The 15,597-nt window shown below is 61.4% G+C and carries 14 protein-coding genes; 5 read left to right on the forward strand and 9 right to left on the reverse strand.

All coding sequences use genetic code 11. The features are described from left to right. Nucleotides 1–11: 11 nt before the first annotated feature. From EQV97_RS18175 to EQV97_RS18195, 5 genes are all read right to left on the reverse strand, one after another. Entirely contained in the window at nt 12–860 is an 849-nt protein-coding gene (locus tag EQV97_RS18175; protein ID WP_240889407.1) for an ABC transporter permease, read from the reverse strand. Beyond that, the gene (locus EQV97_RS18180) at nt 857–1,765 is read right to left on the reverse strand and encodes an ABC transporter permease (protein ID WP_122840111.1); all 909 of its coding nucleotides are present in this window, start codon (nt 1,763–1,765) and stop codon (nt 857–859) included. Before EQV97_RS18180 ends, EQV97_RS18175 begins: the two co-directional genes overlap by 4 nt. A 156-nt stretch (nt 1,766–1,921) precedes the next feature. Further along, nucleotides 1,922–3,025 (reverse strand): extracellular solute-binding protein, encoded by a 1,104-nt coding sequence (locus EQV97_RS18185; protein WP_122840110.1) that lies wholly within the window; start codon nt 3,023–3,025, stop codon nt 1,922–1,924. A 214-nt stretch (nt 3,026–3,239) separates the two neighbouring features. After that, nucleotides 3,240–4,688: an aldehyde dehydrogenase family protein gene (locus EQV97_RS18190; protein ID WP_122840109.1), complete on the reverse strand. Its 1,449-nt coding sequence runs from the start codon at nt 4,686–4,688 to the stop codon at nt 3,240–3,242. Continuing rightward, a complete protein-coding gene (locus EQV97_RS18195) occupies nt 4,685–6,322 on the reverse strand; it encodes a 5-guanidino-2-oxopentanoate decarboxylase (protein WP_240889409.1) in 1,638 nt (545 codons plus the stop codon). The genes EQV97_RS18190 and EQV97_RS18195 overlap by 4 nt, the downstream gene beginning before the upstream one ends. A 159-nt stretch (nt 6,323–6,481) precedes the next feature. Here EQV97_RS18195 and EQV97_RS18200 point away from each other — a divergent pair, with 159 nt between their 5' ends. Continuing rightward, nucleotides 6,482–7,363, forward strand: a complete 882-nt coding sequence (locus EQV97_RS18200; protein ID WP_240889411.1) for a LysR substrate-binding domain-containing protein — start codon at nt 6,482–6,484, stop codon at nt 7,361–7,363. Nucleotides 7,364–7,532: 169 nt separating this feature from the next. Here EQV97_RS18200 and EQV97_RS18205 read toward each other — a convergent pair whose 3' ends face one another. Then, nucleotides 7,533–8,411: an MBL fold metallo-hydrolase gene (locus tag EQV97_RS18205; RefSeq protein ID WP_240889412.1), complete on the reverse strand. Its 879-nt coding sequence runs from the start codon at nt 8,409–8,411 to the stop codon at nt 7,533–7,535. Nucleotides 8,412–8,524: 113 nt separating this feature from the next. Here EQV97_RS18205 and EQV97_RS18210 point away from each other — a divergent pair, with 113 nt between their 5' ends. Beyond that, nucleotides 8,525–9,439 carry a LysR family transcriptional regulator gene (locus tag EQV97_RS18210; RefSeq protein WP_240889414.1) on the forward strand — a complete coding sequence of 305 codons (915 nt, stop codon included), beginning with the start codon at nt 8,525–8,527 and terminating at the stop codon, nt 9,437–9,439. A gap of 180 nt (nt 9,440–9,619) precedes the next feature. Continuing rightward, complete coding sequence (locus EQV97_RS18215; RefSeq protein ID WP_163019474.1) at nt 9,620–9,796, forward strand: hypothetical protein; 177 nt, start codon at nt 9,620–9,622, stop codon at nt 9,794–9,796. 9 nt (nt 9,797–9,805) lie between these two features. On the opposite strand, the gene EQV97_RS18220 is transcribed toward EQV97_RS18215, so the two are convergent. Then, nucleotides 9,806–10,702: a helix-turn-helix domain-containing protein gene (locus EQV97_RS18220; RefSeq protein ID WP_225569475.1), complete on the reverse strand. Its 897-nt coding sequence runs from the start codon at nt 10,700–10,702 to the stop codon at nt 9,806–9,808. Nucleotides 10,703–10,882: 180 nt separating this feature from the next. Here EQV97_RS18220 and pobA point away from each other — a divergent pair, with 180 nt between their 5' ends. Together pobA and EQV97_RS18230 are read left to right on the forward strand one after the other, a co-directional pair. Then, nucleotides 10,883–12,076: a 4-hydroxybenzoate 3-monooxygenase gene (gene pobA / locus EQV97_RS18225; protein WP_240889416.1), complete on the forward strand. Its 1,194-nt coding sequence runs from the start codon at nt 10,883–10,885 to the stop codon at nt 12,074–12,076. 76 nt (nt 12,077–12,152) lie between these two features. After that, nucleotides 12,153–13,670, forward strand: a complete 1,518-nt coding sequence (locus EQV97_RS18230; protein ID WP_122840102.1) for an MDR family MFS transporter — start codon at nt 12,153–12,155, stop codon at nt 13,668–13,670. 52 nt (nt 13,671–13,722) lie between these two features. Here EQV97_RS18230 and EQV97_RS18235 read toward each other — a convergent pair whose 3' ends face one another. Together EQV97_RS18235 and EQV97_RS18240 are read right to left on the reverse strand one after the other, a co-directional pair. Continuing rightward, entirely contained in the window at nt 13,723–14,571 is an 849-nt protein-coding gene (locus EQV97_RS18235) for a cache domain-containing protein (RefSeq protein WP_122840101.1), read from the reverse strand. A 72-nt stretch (nt 14,572–14,643) separates the two neighbouring features. Continuing rightward, nucleotides 14,644–15,513 (reverse strand): ATPase, encoded by an 870-nt coding sequence (locus EQV97_RS18240; RefSeq protein WP_240889418.1) that lies wholly within the window; start codon nt 15,511–15,513, stop codon nt 14,644–14,646. Nucleotides 15,514–15,597 lie beyond the last annotated feature (84 nt).

Genomic DNA, 15,597 nt, shown 5'->3' on the forward strand with positions numbered 1-15,597 from the left:
TGCACCTCAAATCAAAAGGAAACGCCGCCCTCGCCCACCAGCTTCTCCAACGCCCAGATCAGGACGAAGTCGATCAGCACGATCAGCACGGCAAAGGAAAAGACAGTCGGGTCAAGCGATGACACGGTGCGGCTGTACATCCAGATAGGCACGGTCATGACATCAATGGTGTAGAGGAAGTAGGTCACGGTGAACTCGTTGAACGAGACGATGAACGCCAACAGCATCCCCGCCAGGATTCCCGACTTCATCAACGGCACCACCACGTCAACGATCGCCCGGGTGGGCGACGCGCCGAGCATCTGCGCAGCCTCTTCGACCTCAGTGCCGATGGATAGCATCGCTGCGGTGCAATTCTTCACCACGAAGGGTAATGCCAGGATCACGTGCGCAATCACCAGGCGCGAGGTGGTCATCTGGAACGGCAGGCTGTCGAAAACCAGCAGCAAGGCCAGGCCCAGTACCACCATGGGAAACACCAGCGGCAACGACATCAGTTGCAGCGCCACGCCCTTGCCGCGGAACTCGCAACGGGTCAGCGCATAGGCCGCAGGCACCGCGATGATCGTGGCGAAGACCATGGTCAGGCAAGCCACCATCAGGCTGGTGGTCATGGCTTTGCCCAGGCTCAGCACATCGCTGGAGTCGGGCGAGACAAAGCTGTTCCAGGCGGCCTTGTACCACTGCAGGCTGTAGCTGCTGGGTGGGAAGTCGAGGTTTGAGGCGCCGCTGAATGACATGACGATCATCGTCAGGATCGGCAGCACCGCCAGCAGCAGGATAAAGCCCGACAGCACGCCGGCAAACTTGCCGGTATCGCCCGGCAGTAACGTATGACGCTTGTTGATCACAGTGCTCATTGCGAAGCCTCCATCCTGCGCCGACGCCGGCCAGTGAAATATTCCGACAGGGTCATGATCAGCAGCGTGGTGACAATCAGAACCACCCCGGCTGCGGAGGCGGCGGGCCAGTTCATCAGCGGGGCGATCTGGTCATGGACCATCACCGCCAACATCGGCACGCGCCGACCACCCAGCAACAAGGGCACTACGAAGCTGCTGGCGTTGTAGGCGAACACCAGCGTCGCGCCGGTGATGATGCCCGGCAGACTCATCGGCAGCACCACCTGGCGGAATACCTGCAAGCGACTGGCGCCGAGGGTGGCCGCCGCCTCTTCGTAGGTGCGGGCGACTCCGCGCATGGCGCTGGCGATTGGCAGTACGGCCAGCGGGAAGGCGGTTTGCACCAGCCCCATCAGCACGCCGTTCTGGTTGTAGAGCAACATGATCGGACGCTTGATCAGACCCAGGCCCATCAAGGCCTGATTGAGCATTCCGCCAGGCCCGAGGATCACCAGCCAGCCATAACTTTGCAGCAGCAGGTTGACCAGCAAAGGCAGCAACACTGCTGCAAGGAAAATTCGCCGCACCAAGGGTGAGGTCAGGCGTGACATGGTGTAGGCCACCGGGATCGCCAGCACCACGGCAATCGCCGCGCTGATCAACGCCAGGCGCAGGGTCAGCAACAAGGATTTGAGGTAGTAAGGTTCCAGCAACTGCGCGTAGCTGGCCAGGCTGAAGCCGGTCCATTCCGCGCCTTTGGTGCCCACGCTCATGCGCAGTACCAGCAGGCTGGCGGCAATCAGCACGCCGAGGAACAGCATCGATGGCGTGAGAAAAAGCCAGGCGCGGGCGGTGGCTGACACGCCGCGTTTTGGCGGTGATGCCGCGATGTTGCCGGGGTGGGTCAGGGGTTGGTGTTCCATGGCTAGGGTCTCGTCAATTGCACAGGACGATCTGGTGCACCACCCCGGCAGGAGCTGCCGCTGGCTGAGATCTCTTGATCCTGAAAATCAAAGTCAAAAGATCGCAGCCTGCGGCAGCGCCTACAGGGGATCGTGCCTTGCAGGTCGTATGGCAGATCAGGAAGAAAAGATTTCCGTGTAGCGACGAATCCATTGGTCATGCACAGAGGCCAGGAAGGCGTTGTCGTGCATGATCGCCTTCTCGGCAATTTGCTCCGGCGTGAGGATGTACGGGCTCTTGCGGGCCTCGGCGGAGATGATCGCCTTGGCGTTGACCGGGCCGTTGTAGATGTCCTCGGCCATCTTGCCCTGCACCAGCGGGTCCAGGGAGTGGTTGATGAAGGCGTAGGCCAGGTCGGTATCGCCGGGGCGATTTTTCGGCATTACCGAGAGCATCAGGTCGGTGTAGAAGCCTTCTTTCATGCCAAAGGTAGCACCCAGGCCGTAGGCCGGATCGCGGATCTGCTTGGGGAAAAAAGCCGGCGCATACAGGCCACCCATGTCCAGGGAACCGGTGCGGAACAGCTCGGCGATCTGGTTCGGGTTCTCGCCCAGCGTCACCACGCGGTCCTTGAGCTCTGCGAGCTTCTTGAAGCCCGGCTCGATGTTGTGCTCGTCACCACCGGCCAGCTTGGCGGCGATGATGATCAGGTCCATGGCTTCGGTCCAGTTCGGCGGAGGCAGGAAAATGTTCGGCGACAGGTCGGCGTCCCACAGGGCGGCGTAGCTGTCCGGTGCTTGCTGGATGGTGCGGGTGCTGTAGACCAGGCTGTTGCACCAGAGCAGGTAGCCAATCCCGTGGCCATTGGCACCGGTGCGGTATTTCTCCGGCACATCGACCAGGTTGGGAATGCGGTTGAGGTCGGGTTTTTCCAGGAGGTTGGCCGCCGCCAGGCCCTCGGCACCAACGCCAGCCAGGGTGATGATGTCGTACTGCGCACGATCGCCGCCGGCCTTGAGTTTGGCGACCATTTCCGAGGTGCTGCCGGTTCGGTCAGCGATGACCTTGCAGCCGTACTTGTCTTCAAAGGTCGCGGCGATGTTGCGCAGCGCGGCCAGGCCGGTGTCGTCGGACCAGGTCAGCAGGCGCAGGGTTTTACCCTGGAAGCGGGTGTCGCTGGCGTTGGCCTTGATGAACGGCATGCTCATGGCCGCCGCAGCTACCGAGGCTACGCCCACGGTCTTGATGAATTGACGTCTGTTCAGATCATGCTCGCCCATTACGGACTCCCTTTGTTTTTGTAGGTATAAGGCAGGTCGAAACTGTTGCATCCGCGTCCGGATCAGCGTTATCCCTCGTATTTTCGGGGGTTGGCCGAACCAGCGAGTTCATCCTGAGGTCGTGCAAAACACCTGACTATCGATAAAAACTCATCGAAGCCATGACATCAGCACATGCCTCGACAAGAGGCACGCACTCACCATTTTCGAGCGATCAGATGGCTCGAATGACGTGTTTTATTTCCTGGAAAGCCTGCAAGCCCCACGGCCCCAATTCGCGGCCAATGCTGCTCTGCTTGTAACCACCCCAGGCGGTCTGCGCAAAGATCACCTGTGGCGCGTTGATCCACACGAGCCCCGCCTGCAAGGCGTTCGCGACGCGATCCGCCGCTTCGGCATTGCGCGTGACGACACTGGCCACCAGACCGAACTGGCTATCGTTGGCCAGGGCAATCGCCTCGCTTTCGGAGGCGAAACTGCGCACGCAAATGACCGGACCGAAAATCTCTTCACACCAAAGCGCACTGCCCTGGGGCACGTCGGTGAAGATCGTCGGTTGCAAAAAATAGCCTCGTGGAAGGTCCGCCGGGCGACTGCCGCCGCAGATCAGCTTCGCGCCAGCGCTCAAGCCACGGTCGATGTGGCCGAGTACCCGCTGGTATTGCGCCTGATTGACCAGCGCGCCCATTTCCACGTCTGGTTCGAACGGGTCCGCCACACGAATGGCTTCGGCGCGAGCCTTCAGGCGCAGGAGGAATTCGTCCGCCAGTTCATCGGCCACCAGCACTCGGCTGGTCGCCGAACACATTTGCCCGGCATTAAAAAATCCGCCGCCACAGGCCACTTCCACCGCCAGTTCAAGGTCGGCATCAGCCAGCACCAGCAACGAGGATTTACCCCCCAGTTCCAGGCTCACGCCCTTGACGGTTTCGGCCGCGCGCTGCATCACCTGCACCCCTACCGCGTTGCTGCCGGTGAAGGAGATCTTGGCGATGCGCGGGTCCGCCGACAGCGGTGCGCCGACGGCCAGGCCGGTGCCGCAGACCAGGTTGAACACACCCTGGGGCAGACCCGAGCGGGCAATGATCGCCGCCAGCTCCAGCTCTGGCAGTGGCGTCACTTCGGACGGCTTGAGTACTACACAGCAACCGGCAGCCAGGGCCGGGGCCAGCTTCCAGGCGGTAGTGACCATGGGAAAATTCCACGGCACGATCAGGCCGACCACACCGCAAGGTTCGCGACGCAAACGGGCGCTGAAATCGTCTGTGGGTAACTCGACCGGGCTGTCCTGCTTTGCGTCCAGGCCTTCGGCGAGGCCGGCATAATATTCAAACGTGGCGACGACGTCATCGACATCGATGGCCGCTTCGAACAGCGGCTTGCCGTTGTTGCTCGACTGCAGGTACATCAATTGTTCACGAGCACCCTGCACCCCTGCGGCGATCTTGCGCAGGATTGCGCCACGCTCGGCACCGGTGGTCTGCGACCAGTGCTTGAACGCAGCGGTCGCGGCCGTGACGGCTTGATCGACGGCACCCGCGTCGCCGCCGTTGACCGTGGTCAGCAGGGCTTCGGTCGACGGATTGATCACCCGCAGATGCTCCGGCCCAGCAGACCATTGGCCATTGATGAACAGGCCGTGCAACGTCGTCGGCAGGCTCATTTCGACACCGCCTGCAGCCACTGGCTCTGGTCGATCTCAATCAGGCTCGGGCCCTGCCGATCAGCGGCGACGCGCAGCGCCGTGCGCAATTGCTCCACGCTGTTCACCGCTTCGGCTGCACAGCCAAGGGCTTTGGCGACGCCGATAAAGTCCGGTGTATAGATGTCCACGCCCACCGGCTCGATGGCGCGGTTGACCATGTATTTCTTGATCTCTTCGTAGCCCTGGTTATTCCATAACAGGACGATCACCGGAGTCCGGGCTTCCACGGCGCTGGCCAGTTCCGGCAAGGTGAATTGCAGGCCGCCGTCACCGATCAGGCACACCACCGCAGGGCGCGCGCCGCCCTCGATGCTGCCACCGAGCCAGGCACCAATCGCCGCCGGCAAGGCGTAGCCGAGGGTGCCGTAGCCGGTGGAGGAATTGAACCAGCGGCGCGGGCGCTCGGGGTTGAACGTGAGGTTGCCGGTATACACCGGCTGGGTCGAATCGCCGACAAACACCGCATTCGGCAACTCGTGCAGCACGGTTTCCAGGAAGCGGGTTTGTGCAAGGGTCGGCGCGTCCCAGGTCGCTGCCAGGTCGTCGCGCAGACGCGCAGCACGCACCTGGCCCCAATCGGCACCGCGCTCGGCCAGGGATTTGTGCGAGAGCGCGCTCAACAGTGCCTGCGCGGCGTTGCGTGCATCGGACACCAGTGCGACCTGTGGCGGATAGTTGCGCACGGTCTGGTCGGGGTCGATGTCCACCCGCAACAGTGCACCGGGAATCTCGAAACCACCGGCGAACGTCACGTCGTAATCGGTCTCGGCCAGTTCGGTGCCGATGGCCAGTACGACGTCGGCCTCGGCGACCAAAGCACGCGTGGCCACCAGGCTCTGGGTCGAGCCAATCAGCAACGGATGCGCGGACTCCAGCATGCCCTTGGCATTGATGGTCAGGGCCACGGGCGCATCGAGTAACTCGGCCAATTCAGTCAGCTCGGCTGCGGCATCAATGGCTCCGCCACCGGCAAGAATCAATGGGCGTTTCGCGCCGGCCAGCAGCGCGGTCATGCGGCTGATCGCGCTCGGCGAAGCACCCGCACGATCAATATTGACCGGCACGCTGGCGAGCAGGTCATCCGCTTCCTCGACCAGCACATCCAGCGGAATTTCGATATGCACCGGGCGCGGACGACCCGCCTGGAACAACGCGAAGGCGCGGGCCAACACGCCCGGAAGCTCGGCCGCCGACATCAGCGTATGGGAAAACGCCGCCACCCCGGCCACCAGCGCGCTCTGGTTTGGCAGCTCGTGAAGCTTGCCCCGGCCACCGCCCAACTGGCTGCGCGATTGCACGCTGGAGATCACCAGCATCGGGATCGAATCGGCGTAGGCCTGCCCCATGGCAGTGGTGATGTTGGTCATGCCAGGGCCGGTGATGATGAAGCACACACCGGGCTTGCCGCTGGTGCGCGCATAGCCGTCAGCCATGAAACCGGCGCCCTGCTCATGACGCGGAGTGACATGGTTGATGCTCGAACGGGCCAGCCCGCGGTACAACTCCACGGTGTGAACCCCGGGAATGCCGAACACCTGCTCGACCCCGTAACCTTCGAGTAACTTGACCAATACTTCGCCACACGTCGCCATGTCATTGCCCTTCCTGTTCGTTTGAGACGCCGGACCTGCGCAGTGTTTATGATGCGTGGGCAGGTCCAGGGATGGCCTCATTGGAACGGGCGACACGTCGCCTCAACAATGGATAAAAAGTCATACTAGCCATGTCCTTACGTCATACCTTGGATCCCCATGAAACGATTGCCTCCCCTGCCGGCGCTGCACACTTTTCTGATCACCGCGCAGTGCTGCAACTTCACCCGTGCCGCCGAACAGTTGCACATCACCCAGGGCGCGGTGAGCCGGCAAGTCGCCGGGCTGGAGGATCACCTGGGTTATGAACTGTTCATTCGCCAGGCCCGGGGGCTGGAGTTGACGGCCGAGGGGCGCGAATGGCTGCCGCGGGTGCAGAAGATTTTCCGCTTGATCGACGAAGCCGTGGACCAGATCGGCGAGAAGCGCGAGACCCTGCAGTTGAAGGCGCCGACCTGCGTCATGCGCTGGTTGCTGCCACGGCTGTTGCAGTGGCAACGGGAGCGTCCGGACGTGCCGGTAGAGTTGACCACCACGGTGAAGCACGGAGTGGATTTTCATCGTGAACAGTTCGACGCCGCAGTGATGTACGGAGCGCCACCGGACAATGCGCTGGCCTCCCTGCACCTGTTCGACGAACAACTGACCCCGGTCTGTTCCAGGCCGCTGCTCGAAGGCCCGGTACCGTTGCAGTCCCCGGACGACCTGCAACAGCATCTGCTGTTGCACCCCACCCAGGACGAACGCGACTGGAAAGCCTGGCTGGCCAGCGCCGGGATACGCTTAAGCAACGTGGGCAAGGGCCAGCATTTCGAAACCCTGGACCTGGCCATGTCGATGGCGTCCCAAGGGACGGGTGTGGCGATTGGAGACTGGTCGCTGATCGGGGATGACCTGAGCGCGGGCAGACTGGTGATGCCCTTCGCGCTGAAGGTTAAAACCGGTCTGGCCTACTACCTGGTGTTCCCGCAGAAACCCGAGCCGTCGCCCAAGCTGCGCGAGCTGATGGGGTGGTTGGTGGAGCAGGCTCAGTCGCGGTAACGCAAAAGCTGGCAGGAGCTGCGTAGGAGCTGCGTAGGAGCTGTCGAGTGAAACGAGGCTGCGATCTTTTGGCGTCTAAAATCAATATCAAGATCAAGATCAAAATCAAAATCAAAAGATCGCAGCCTCGTTTCTCTCGGCAGCTCCCACAGGTGCCAGGGTTAGCGTATTACCACCGCATCTCACCCTTGGCGACCTTGGCACTGAGCTCCAGCGAACTCTCTTCGCCCAGGGTCGGGTACCGTTTTTTCATGGCCGCGATCAGCGCAACCGAGTCCTTGGCCTTGGCGGTTTCTTCGTCGAAGGCCCGGATGTAGTCGGCGGTAAACTGCACGGCCGCCAGCGACCGGGTGCTCTCGCCCAGGTAATGGCCGGGCACCAAAGTCTGCGGCTTGAGCGTCTCGATGGACTGCAGCGTCGCCAGCCAATCGGCATGGGACTGTGGGGTTTGGGTGTCGGCCATCCACACATGGATGTTCTGCGCCACCACCACGCCGCCCACCACCGCCTTGATCGACGGGATCCACACGAAGCTGCGATCCGGTTGCTTGCCCTGGAGGCCGATCACCTGCAGTTTCTGCCCCTCAAGCATCAGGCTGTCGCCCTCGAGCACCTGCGGCATGATGGTTTTGGCCGGCACATCTGCTCCCATTTTCGGCCCCCAGAAGGCCAGCTTTGCGTCGACCGTCTGCGTGATGTGATCGACAGTCGGCTGCGACGCCAGCACCCGGGCTTTTGGAAACGCGGCGGTGAGGGTGTCGAGGCCAAAATAGTAATCGGGATCACCGTGGCTGATGTAGATCGTGGTCAGTTGCTTGCCGCTGGCGCGAATTTTCTGCACCACTTGTTCGGCCTGGGATTTGCCGAATTGCGCGTCCACCAAAACCGCGTCTTTCTCGCCGCTGACGAGCACCGAACTGACCGGGAAAATAGCCTCGGTACCCGGGTTGTAGACGTCCAGCGTAAGGGGCGCCGCGAGGGCGTGGGCTGCCAGGCCGAACGTGACGCTGGCCAGCAGAATTCGTTTGAGGGAAGTGAAACCGATCATGTAGAGCTCCGATGCCGATTGCCGTATTGGGCGAGGCGACAGAGCTTAGTTGCCTGCACTGATACAAAAAATGCGATGCTGCGACATAGTTTGTTTCTAAAATCGGGCAAATCATGGATCGACTTCAAGCAATGCGGGTGTTCGTCTCGGTGGTCGACCTCGGCAGCCAGTCGGCTGCAGCCGATCACCTGGACCTTTCGCGACCGGTGGTCTCGCGTTACCTGGCGGAACTGGAGGATTGGGTCGGCGCGCGGCTGATGCACCGCACCACGCGCAAACTGAGCCTGACGGCGGCGGGCAGCGAGATACTGCCGCGCTGTCGGCAAATGCTCGAGCTGTCCAGCGACATGCAGGCGGCGGTCACCGAGCCTGACGAGGCGCCGCGCGGCTTGCTGCGCATCAGCGTCAGCACCTCGTTCGGCCAGGCGCAGCTGGCGGACGCCATGGCGGCGTTCGTCAGGCGCTACCCCGGCGTCAGCATCGACCTGCAGATGCTCGATCGCACGGTCAACCTGGTGGACGAGCGCATCGACCTGGCCATCCGCACCAGCAACGACCTGGACCCGAACCTGATCGCGCGGCGGCTGACAGTGTGCCGTTCAGTCATCTGCGCCTCCCCGGCGTATCTGCACGAGCACCCCGCGCCGCAGCGGGTGGAGGACTTGAGCCAGCACAATTGCCTGACCCACTCCTACTTCGGCAAAAGCCTCTGGCACTTCGAGCAGGACGGCGAGCCGCAGTCGGTGACGGTGCAGGGCAACATCAGCGCCAACGAGACAAGCACCCTGCTGCGCGCCACCCTGGCCGGCGCCGGGGTGGCGATGTTGCCGAGCTACCAGGCGGGCGTGCACATTGTCAGTGGCGATTTGATCCGCTTGCTATCCCAAGCCGAACCGCGGCAGATGAACATCTACGCGGTGTACGCGTCCCGCAAGCACATGCCGACGACGTTGCGCTGCATGCTGGATTTCCTGGTGCTGCGGTTTCCGCAAGAGCCGGTGTGGGATGTCGAGCTGGATCGACTGTAGGGGCTGGCGGGGGCTTGGGGGCGGTTGGGGTTTTTTGATCGGAGGATCTTTTGATTTTCAGCTGTGGGTGGCGCTCTTTGGAAGATCAATAGCAAATACAAGATCAAAAGATCGCAGCCTTCGGCAGCGCCTACTATGCTCAACGTAGTACCCCCGGGTATTCGTTCAGAGGTGAGCGCCATGAACATCAAAACAAGAAGATACCTTGCCATTTTCGTCACCTGCGCAGCAACGCTGGCGCTTTATGGCACCGCTGCCTGGCGGGTCGAACAGCTGCGGCAACTGCCCCGCGATTTTGCGAGCTGCAACTTCGAGCGCTGTATTCCCCACAACGCCACCCTCAACGCCCTTCGCTGACGGAAGGCGTCAGGTTTCGTTGTCCTGATCGGCCTTTAAACGGTCGCGAAACGCCTTGGGCGAAATACCCACCCGGCGTCGAAACAGCCGGGTGAAATTGGTTGGATCGGAAAACCCCAACACGTCGGACATCTCGTAGATCGTCATGCTGGTATAGGTCAACAGGCGCTTGGCTTCGAGCAGTTGGCGCTCGTGCATGATCTGCAGCGCCGGTTGCCCCGCCAGCTCCCGGCAGGTGCCGTTGAGGTGGGAAACAGAGATGCCCAGCCGATGCGCCAGGTCTTCAACCTTGACATGCTGGCGATAGGTTTCTTCCACCAGCTGAATGAAGCCGTTGAGGTACTCGCGCGCCCGCTGCGGACGCTGACTGGCAGACCGTCGCTGCAGAGCCTGGCGGCTGGCCCACACCATGATCACGCTGACCAGCGAATGCATAAGCATTTCCCGCGCCGGTTGATGACCGGTGTACTCGTCCTGCAGCGCGGTAAACAGGCTGTTTAGATATTCACTGTCCTTGCCCGCCGGGTAACTCTCGGCCTGGCCCAGGGCATTCATCGAACTGCCCAGCTGCGCCTGCAGGTGCGCGACCAGCGGCGCAGCCAGCGTGACGATAAACCCTTCGACGTCCTCCGAAAAACGGAAGCCGTGCACGGATAAAGGCGGCAGGATCTGGATCGCCGACTCGGTGAGCAGTGTGCGTTGCCCTTCGATCTCAAGCTCTGCCTGACCTTTGAAGACGAAGAGCAACTGGCACAGATCGGCGTGGCGATGGGGCTTGATTTCCCACTGATGCTCACGGCTGCGTTTGGATATGGTTTCACAATGCAACAGGTCCGGGGTGGGCCAGTCCAGGCTTTCTCCGTAAAGCTTGAACACCGGAATGGAAGGCAGGGCAGGCTTGTTCATAACTTCAATCAGGCCTCGGAGATAGTAGCGGGCGATAATCGCACCGATTGGCAGAATGTACAGGTATCGGCTCAGTTTTCACCTTCAATTGACAGACTCGCAAGTGAAAAATGCAAGCACTCGATCCATAACAATCGTCCACCGGCCCTGGCCGAGTGCAGCTTGCGAGCCATAAAAACAATGAAAACGCTAAAAACCCAAGTCGCCATCATTGGTGCAGGCCCATCCGGATTGCTCCTCGGCCAGCTGCTGCACAACGCTGGAATCGACACCCTCATTCTGGAACGCCAGACCCCGGACTACGTCCTCGGGCGCATCCGTGCCGGGGTGCTTGAACAGGGCATGGTAGAGCTGCTGCGCAAGGCCGGTGCGGGACAACGCATGGATGCCGAAGGACTGATCCACAACGGCTTTGAATTGTCGCTCGACGGTCGCCAGGTGCACATCGATCTGCACGCCCTTACCGGCGGAAAAACCGTGATGATCTACGGCCAGACAGAAGTCACTCGCGACCTGATGGCCGCTCGTCAGATTGCAGGCGCCACGACCCTCTACGGCGTCGAGAACGTCGTTCCCCAGGCAATGAAGACCGCTGAACCCTTCGTCACGTTTGAAAAAGACGGCGAGAGCTATCGACTCGACTGCGACTACATCGCCGGCTGCGACGGCTTCCATGGCGTGGCACGGCAATCGATCCCGGCCGACAGCTTGAAGATTTTCGAACGGGTTTATCCGTTCGGCTGGCTGGGCATCCTTGCCGACACTCCGCCGGTGCACGAAGAACTGGTCTATGCCCGCCATCCACGCGGGTTTGCCCTGTGCAGCATGCGTTCGTCAACCCGCACCCGTTATTACCTGCAGGTGCCCACCGGGGAGACGGTGGAGCAATGGTCCGATCAGCGATTCTGGGAGGAGCTCAAATCCCGTCTGCCAGCGGAATTGGCCGAAACGCTGGTCACCGGGCCGTCCATTGAGAAAAGCATCGCGCCACTGCGCAGTTTTGTGGTCGAGCCGATGCAGTACGGGCGACTGTTCCTGGTCGGTGACGCCGCGCACATCGTCCCACCCACAGGAGCCAAAGGCCTGAACCTGGCGGCCAGCGATGTCAGTACGCTGTTTGATATTCTGCTGAAGGTGTACCGCGAAGACCGCCTCGATCTGTTGGAGAGGTACTCGCAAATTTGCCTGCGACGGGTCTGGAAGGCCGAGCGTTTTTCCTGGTGGATGACGTCGATGCTGCACCGCTTCGACGACCACGACGGTTTCAGCCAGCGCATCGCCGAATCAGAGCTGGCGTACTTCGTCGACTCCGAAGCCGGTCGCAAGACCATTGCAGAAAATTACGTCGGCCTTCCCTACGAGCCTATCGAATAGCCTGCTATCGACTTACACTGGCGAGCATTGCCGCTCGCCTCTTGCCTGCGGATCATCCATTGCCGCAGGTTTTACCGTGACCCACCTCACCCAGCCCGACGCGCCGAAACCGGCGATTCGCAGCGTGCTGATTGCCCTGATGCTGGCGATCTTCCTTGGCGCGCTGGACCAGACCATCGTGGCAGTCTCGATGCCGGCCATCTCCGCACAATTCAAGGATGTCAGCCTGCTGGCCTGGGTGATTTCCGGGTACATGGTGGCCATGACGGTGGCCGTACCGATCTACGGCAAGCTCGGCGACCTGTACGGGCGCCGCAAGTTGATGCTGTTCGGCATGGGGCTGTTTACGCTGGCTTCGCTGTTCTGCGGGATGGCCCAGAGCATGGAGCAGTTGGTCCTGGCGCGAATTCTCCAGGGCATTGGTGCCGGGGGGATGATTTCGGTCAGCCAGGCGATCATCGGCGACATCGTGCCGCCGCGCGAACGCGGTCGCTACCAGGGGTATTTCAGCAGCATGTACGCGGTGGCGAGTGTCGCCGGACCGGTGCTGGGTGGCTACATGACCGAGTACCTGTCGTGGCGCTGGGTGTTCCTGATCAATCTGCCACTGGGAGTGGGCGCCTTGGTGGTCGCCCATCGCACCCTGGTCGGTCTGCCGGTGCCGCAGCGCAAACCGGTGATCGATTACGTCGGCACCGTGCTGATGATTATCGGCCTGACGGCCTTGCTGCTCGGCATTACCGAAGTCGGCCAGGGCCATGCCTGGAACAGCCTCGAAGTCATGGGGCTGCTCACGTGTGCGGTCGTGATACTGGGGCTGTTCGTCTGGCACGAACGCCGGGCGCGGGAACCGTTGCTGCCGATGCACCTGTTTGCCAACCGCAATGCCCTGCTCTGCTGGTGCACGATTTTCTTCACCAGCTTCCAGGCGATCTCGCTGATCGTCCTGATGCCCCTGCGCTTTCAGAGCGTCACCGGTGCAGGCGCCGACAGTGCCGCCCTGCACCTGTTACCGCTGGCCATGGGGCTGCCGATAGGCGCGTATTTTGCCGGTCGTCGCACCTCGGTGACCGGGCGCTACAAACCGATGATCCTGACCGGCGCGGCGCTGATGCCGATATCAATTCTCGGCATGGCGTTCAGCCCTCCCCAGGCGATGATCTGGAGCAGCCTGTTCATGTTGCTCAGTGGTATTGCGGGCGGCATGCAATTCCCGACCTCGCTGGTGGGGACGCAAAATTCGGTAGAACAGAGGGACATCGGCGTGGCCACCAGCACGACTAATTTGTTCCGCTCCCTGGGTGGCGCGGTGGGGGTAGCCTTGATGTCGGCATTGCTGCTGGCGCTGTTGCAGGATTCAAGCTTCGCCCACCTGGGCAGCTCGACGCTGATTGGTGAAGGCGGTTCGGGAAATGTCCTGCTGGACGGTTTGAACGCCGCGCCGGGGGATGCGCAAACTGCCTTGCGGGCAGAGTTGCTGCTGACGTTTCGGCACTTGCTGACGGTCAGTGCGGCGGTGTCACTGCTGGGATTGGCGGCGGCGATTGCAATGCCGAACATGATGTTGCGGGGCCGCGAGGACAAGGTTCGTTAACGCAAAGATCGCAGCTTGCGCAGGAGCTGCCGAAGGCTGCGATCTTTTGATTTTATGGGCTGTAATAACCCACAGCCACCAGGAAATGCCCGACCTTTTTCAGGTACGCATGCTTGGCCTCAACCTTGCCAGTCACCGGGTTCTTCCAGCGATATTCGTATTCGCCATAATCCTGTTTGGCAATCAACGCCAGGATCGGCTCGCCCACCGGCTTGCCTTCGGGATCCTTGATCTTGCTGAAGTCGGTGTTGATCAAGCGCAGGTTGGTGCCATGGGCAACGTAACGACCGGTGTCCAGGTCCACCACGAATACATACAGGTCATCCTGCAGGTACCCGCCCTTGAGCGAATTGATCGCGGTCAGGGTGCCTTTCTCATCCTTGGCCAGATCGCCGGCCGCCTTGTTCAGCAACGCCATGGCCTGCTCCGCTGACGCGCGAGGCAGGTAATAGCCCACTGCCAGAATGCGCTGGCCGACACGCTGGTAGAACACGTGCTTGCGCTCGACCTTGCCGTCGGACCAGTTCTGCCAGCGATATTCGGCCTGCTGAATGCCGTTGCCCTCAGGCACTTTCAACGCATCCTTGAAGGCTTTCTGCAAATCCGGCCCGAGCACATCCGACACATCCCGCCCGATCAACGCCGAAGAAGGCCCGCCGCTGGCGAGCATGACGCCCTTGGTGTCGACCACGAACACATAACGGTCCTTGTCGACAAACTCACCCTGGCGACTGAATGCGGCAAACGCCTTGTCGCCATTCTCATGGTAGTAGGCCAAGGCCTTTTCCAGCAGAGCCTTGGCGGCCTGGCTGTCGTCTTTTTCCGTGCCGGCCGCCTGTGCCTGGCCAAGGCCTAACAACAGCAGCCCCCCCAGTAACATCAATTTATGCCAAACCCCCATTGCGCGTTCCTCATTCCTGTTGGTGTTCAAGCAGCGTAGACGAGCACAGCCGCCAAGGAGCGCACGGCGTCCTCAGGGTCGGGCGTTGAGTTGCTTTTGCAGATTCTGGATCTGCGCCTGCAGAGTGTTGATGTTGCGGCTGACCTGAGTGCGGAACGCATCGAATTCGGCAGTATTGCCACTGGCGCTGGCGGGTGGACGATTATCCTGCTGGGCCTTGAGCACGATCATGTCCTGTTCCAGGCGGTCGATGGCCGCGCCTGGATTGCCCTGCTTCTTCAATGCAGCGATATCGGCACCGAGGCTCTTGAGCTGGGCGTCAACCTTGCTGGTATCGGCTGGGGCGCTTTTCAGTGCTGCCAGTTCGCTGCTCAGGGCTTTGACCTGGGCCTGCAACTGAGTGTTGGCGCTCTGCTGTTCAGTGGCTTGCGCGCTCGCCTCGGCCAGGCGTTTGTCGAGCTCGGCGGTTTGCGCCGTCATCTGCGCCAGGCGCTTGTCCAGTTCGGTGGTCTGGCCAACAACGCCCTGCTGCTGCTTGCCTTGATCCAGGAGTTTGCTTTCCAGCTGCCTGATCTGCAGCTTCAACGCTTCGCTGTCACTGGAAACGTTGGTCTGGCTGGCGACCACCTTGCCGGAAATATCCTGCAGGCGCCCTGCCGCTTCCTCGCTGATGCGAGCAAAGCTTTCCTGGGTCGCCACCAGCTGTTGCTCCATCAGCGAAATCTGCTGGAAGCTCCACCAGGCAAGGCCGCCAAAGGCGATGCACAATGCACCGACCAGTGCCCACAGAGGACCGGTGCTCGGGCCTTTGACCTTGACCACCGGGGGCGTGCGCGAGTGCCCGGAATGACGCGCGGCAGGCACAAAATCATCGTCGTCGAGGCTGTCGGCACGCAGGCTCGGTACATCGAAGTCGTCGTTGGCATCGTTACGCATGGACATTGAGTCAACCTTTGTGAACGCGGTGATGGCTTGATGCGGCGCAGTATACCCCCCCACAACCGCATCGATTGACCTTGAACCCCC

Origin of the sequence: Pseudomonas sp. TMW22090 (genome assembly GCF_022496665.1) — a bacterium.
GTDB lineage: Bacteria > Pseudomonadota > Gammaproteobacteria > Pseudomonadales > Pseudomonadaceae > Aquipseudomonas > Aquipseudomonas gregormendelii.

Bases quoted from the DNA above. Each gene is read 5' to 3' on its own strand.
- EQV97_RS18175 (WP_240889407.1), bottom strand. From the start codon at position 860: ATGAGCACTGTGATCAACAAGCGTCATACGTTACTGCCGGGCGATACC.
- EQV97_RS18180 (WP_122840111.1), bottom strand. From the start codon at position 1,765: ATGGAACACCAACCCCTGACCCACCCCGGCAACATCGCGGCATCACCG.
- EQV97_RS18185 (WP_122840110.1), bottom strand. From the start codon at position 3,025: ATGGGCGAGCATGATCTGAACAGACGTCAATTCATCAAGACCGTGGGC.
- EQV97_RS18190 (WP_122840109.1), bottom strand. From the start codon at position 4,688: ATGAGCCTGCCGACGACGTTGCACGGCCTGTTCATCAATGGCCAATGG.
- EQV97_RS18195 (WP_240889409.1), bottom strand. From the start codon at position 6,322: ATGGCGACGTGTGGCGAAGTATTGGTCAAGTTACTCGAAGGTTACGGG.
- EQV97_RS18200 (WP_240889411.1), top strand. From the start codon at position 6,482: ATGAAACGATTGCCTCCCCTGCCGGCGCTGCACACTTTTCTGATCACC.
- EQV97_RS18205 (WP_240889412.1), bottom strand. From the start codon at position 8,411: ATGATCGGTTTCACTTCCCTCAAACGAATTCTGCTGGCCAGCGTCACG.
- EQV97_RS18210 (WP_240889414.1), top strand. From the start codon at position 8,525: ATGGATCGACTTCAAGCAATGCGGGTGTTCGTCTCGGTGGTCGACCTC.
- EQV97_RS18215 (WP_163019474.1), top strand. From the start codon at position 9,620: ATGAACATCAAAACAAGAAGATACCTTGCCATTTTCGTCACCTGCGCA.
- EQV97_RS18220 (WP_225569475.1), bottom strand. From the start codon at position 10,702: ATGAACAAGCCTGCCCTGCCTTCCATTCCGGTGTTCAAGCTTTACGGA.
- pobA (WP_240889416.1), top strand. From the start codon at position 10,883: ATGAAAACGCTAAAAACCCAAGTCGCCATCATTGGTGCAGGCCCATCC.
- EQV97_RS18235 (WP_122840101.1), bottom strand. From the start codon at position 14,571: ATGGGGGTTTGGCATAAATTGATGTTACTGGGGGGGCTGCTGTTGTTA.
- EQV97_RS18240 (WP_240889418.1), bottom strand. From the start codon at position 15,513: ATGTCCATGCGTAACGATGCCAACGACGACTTCGATGTACCGAGCCTG.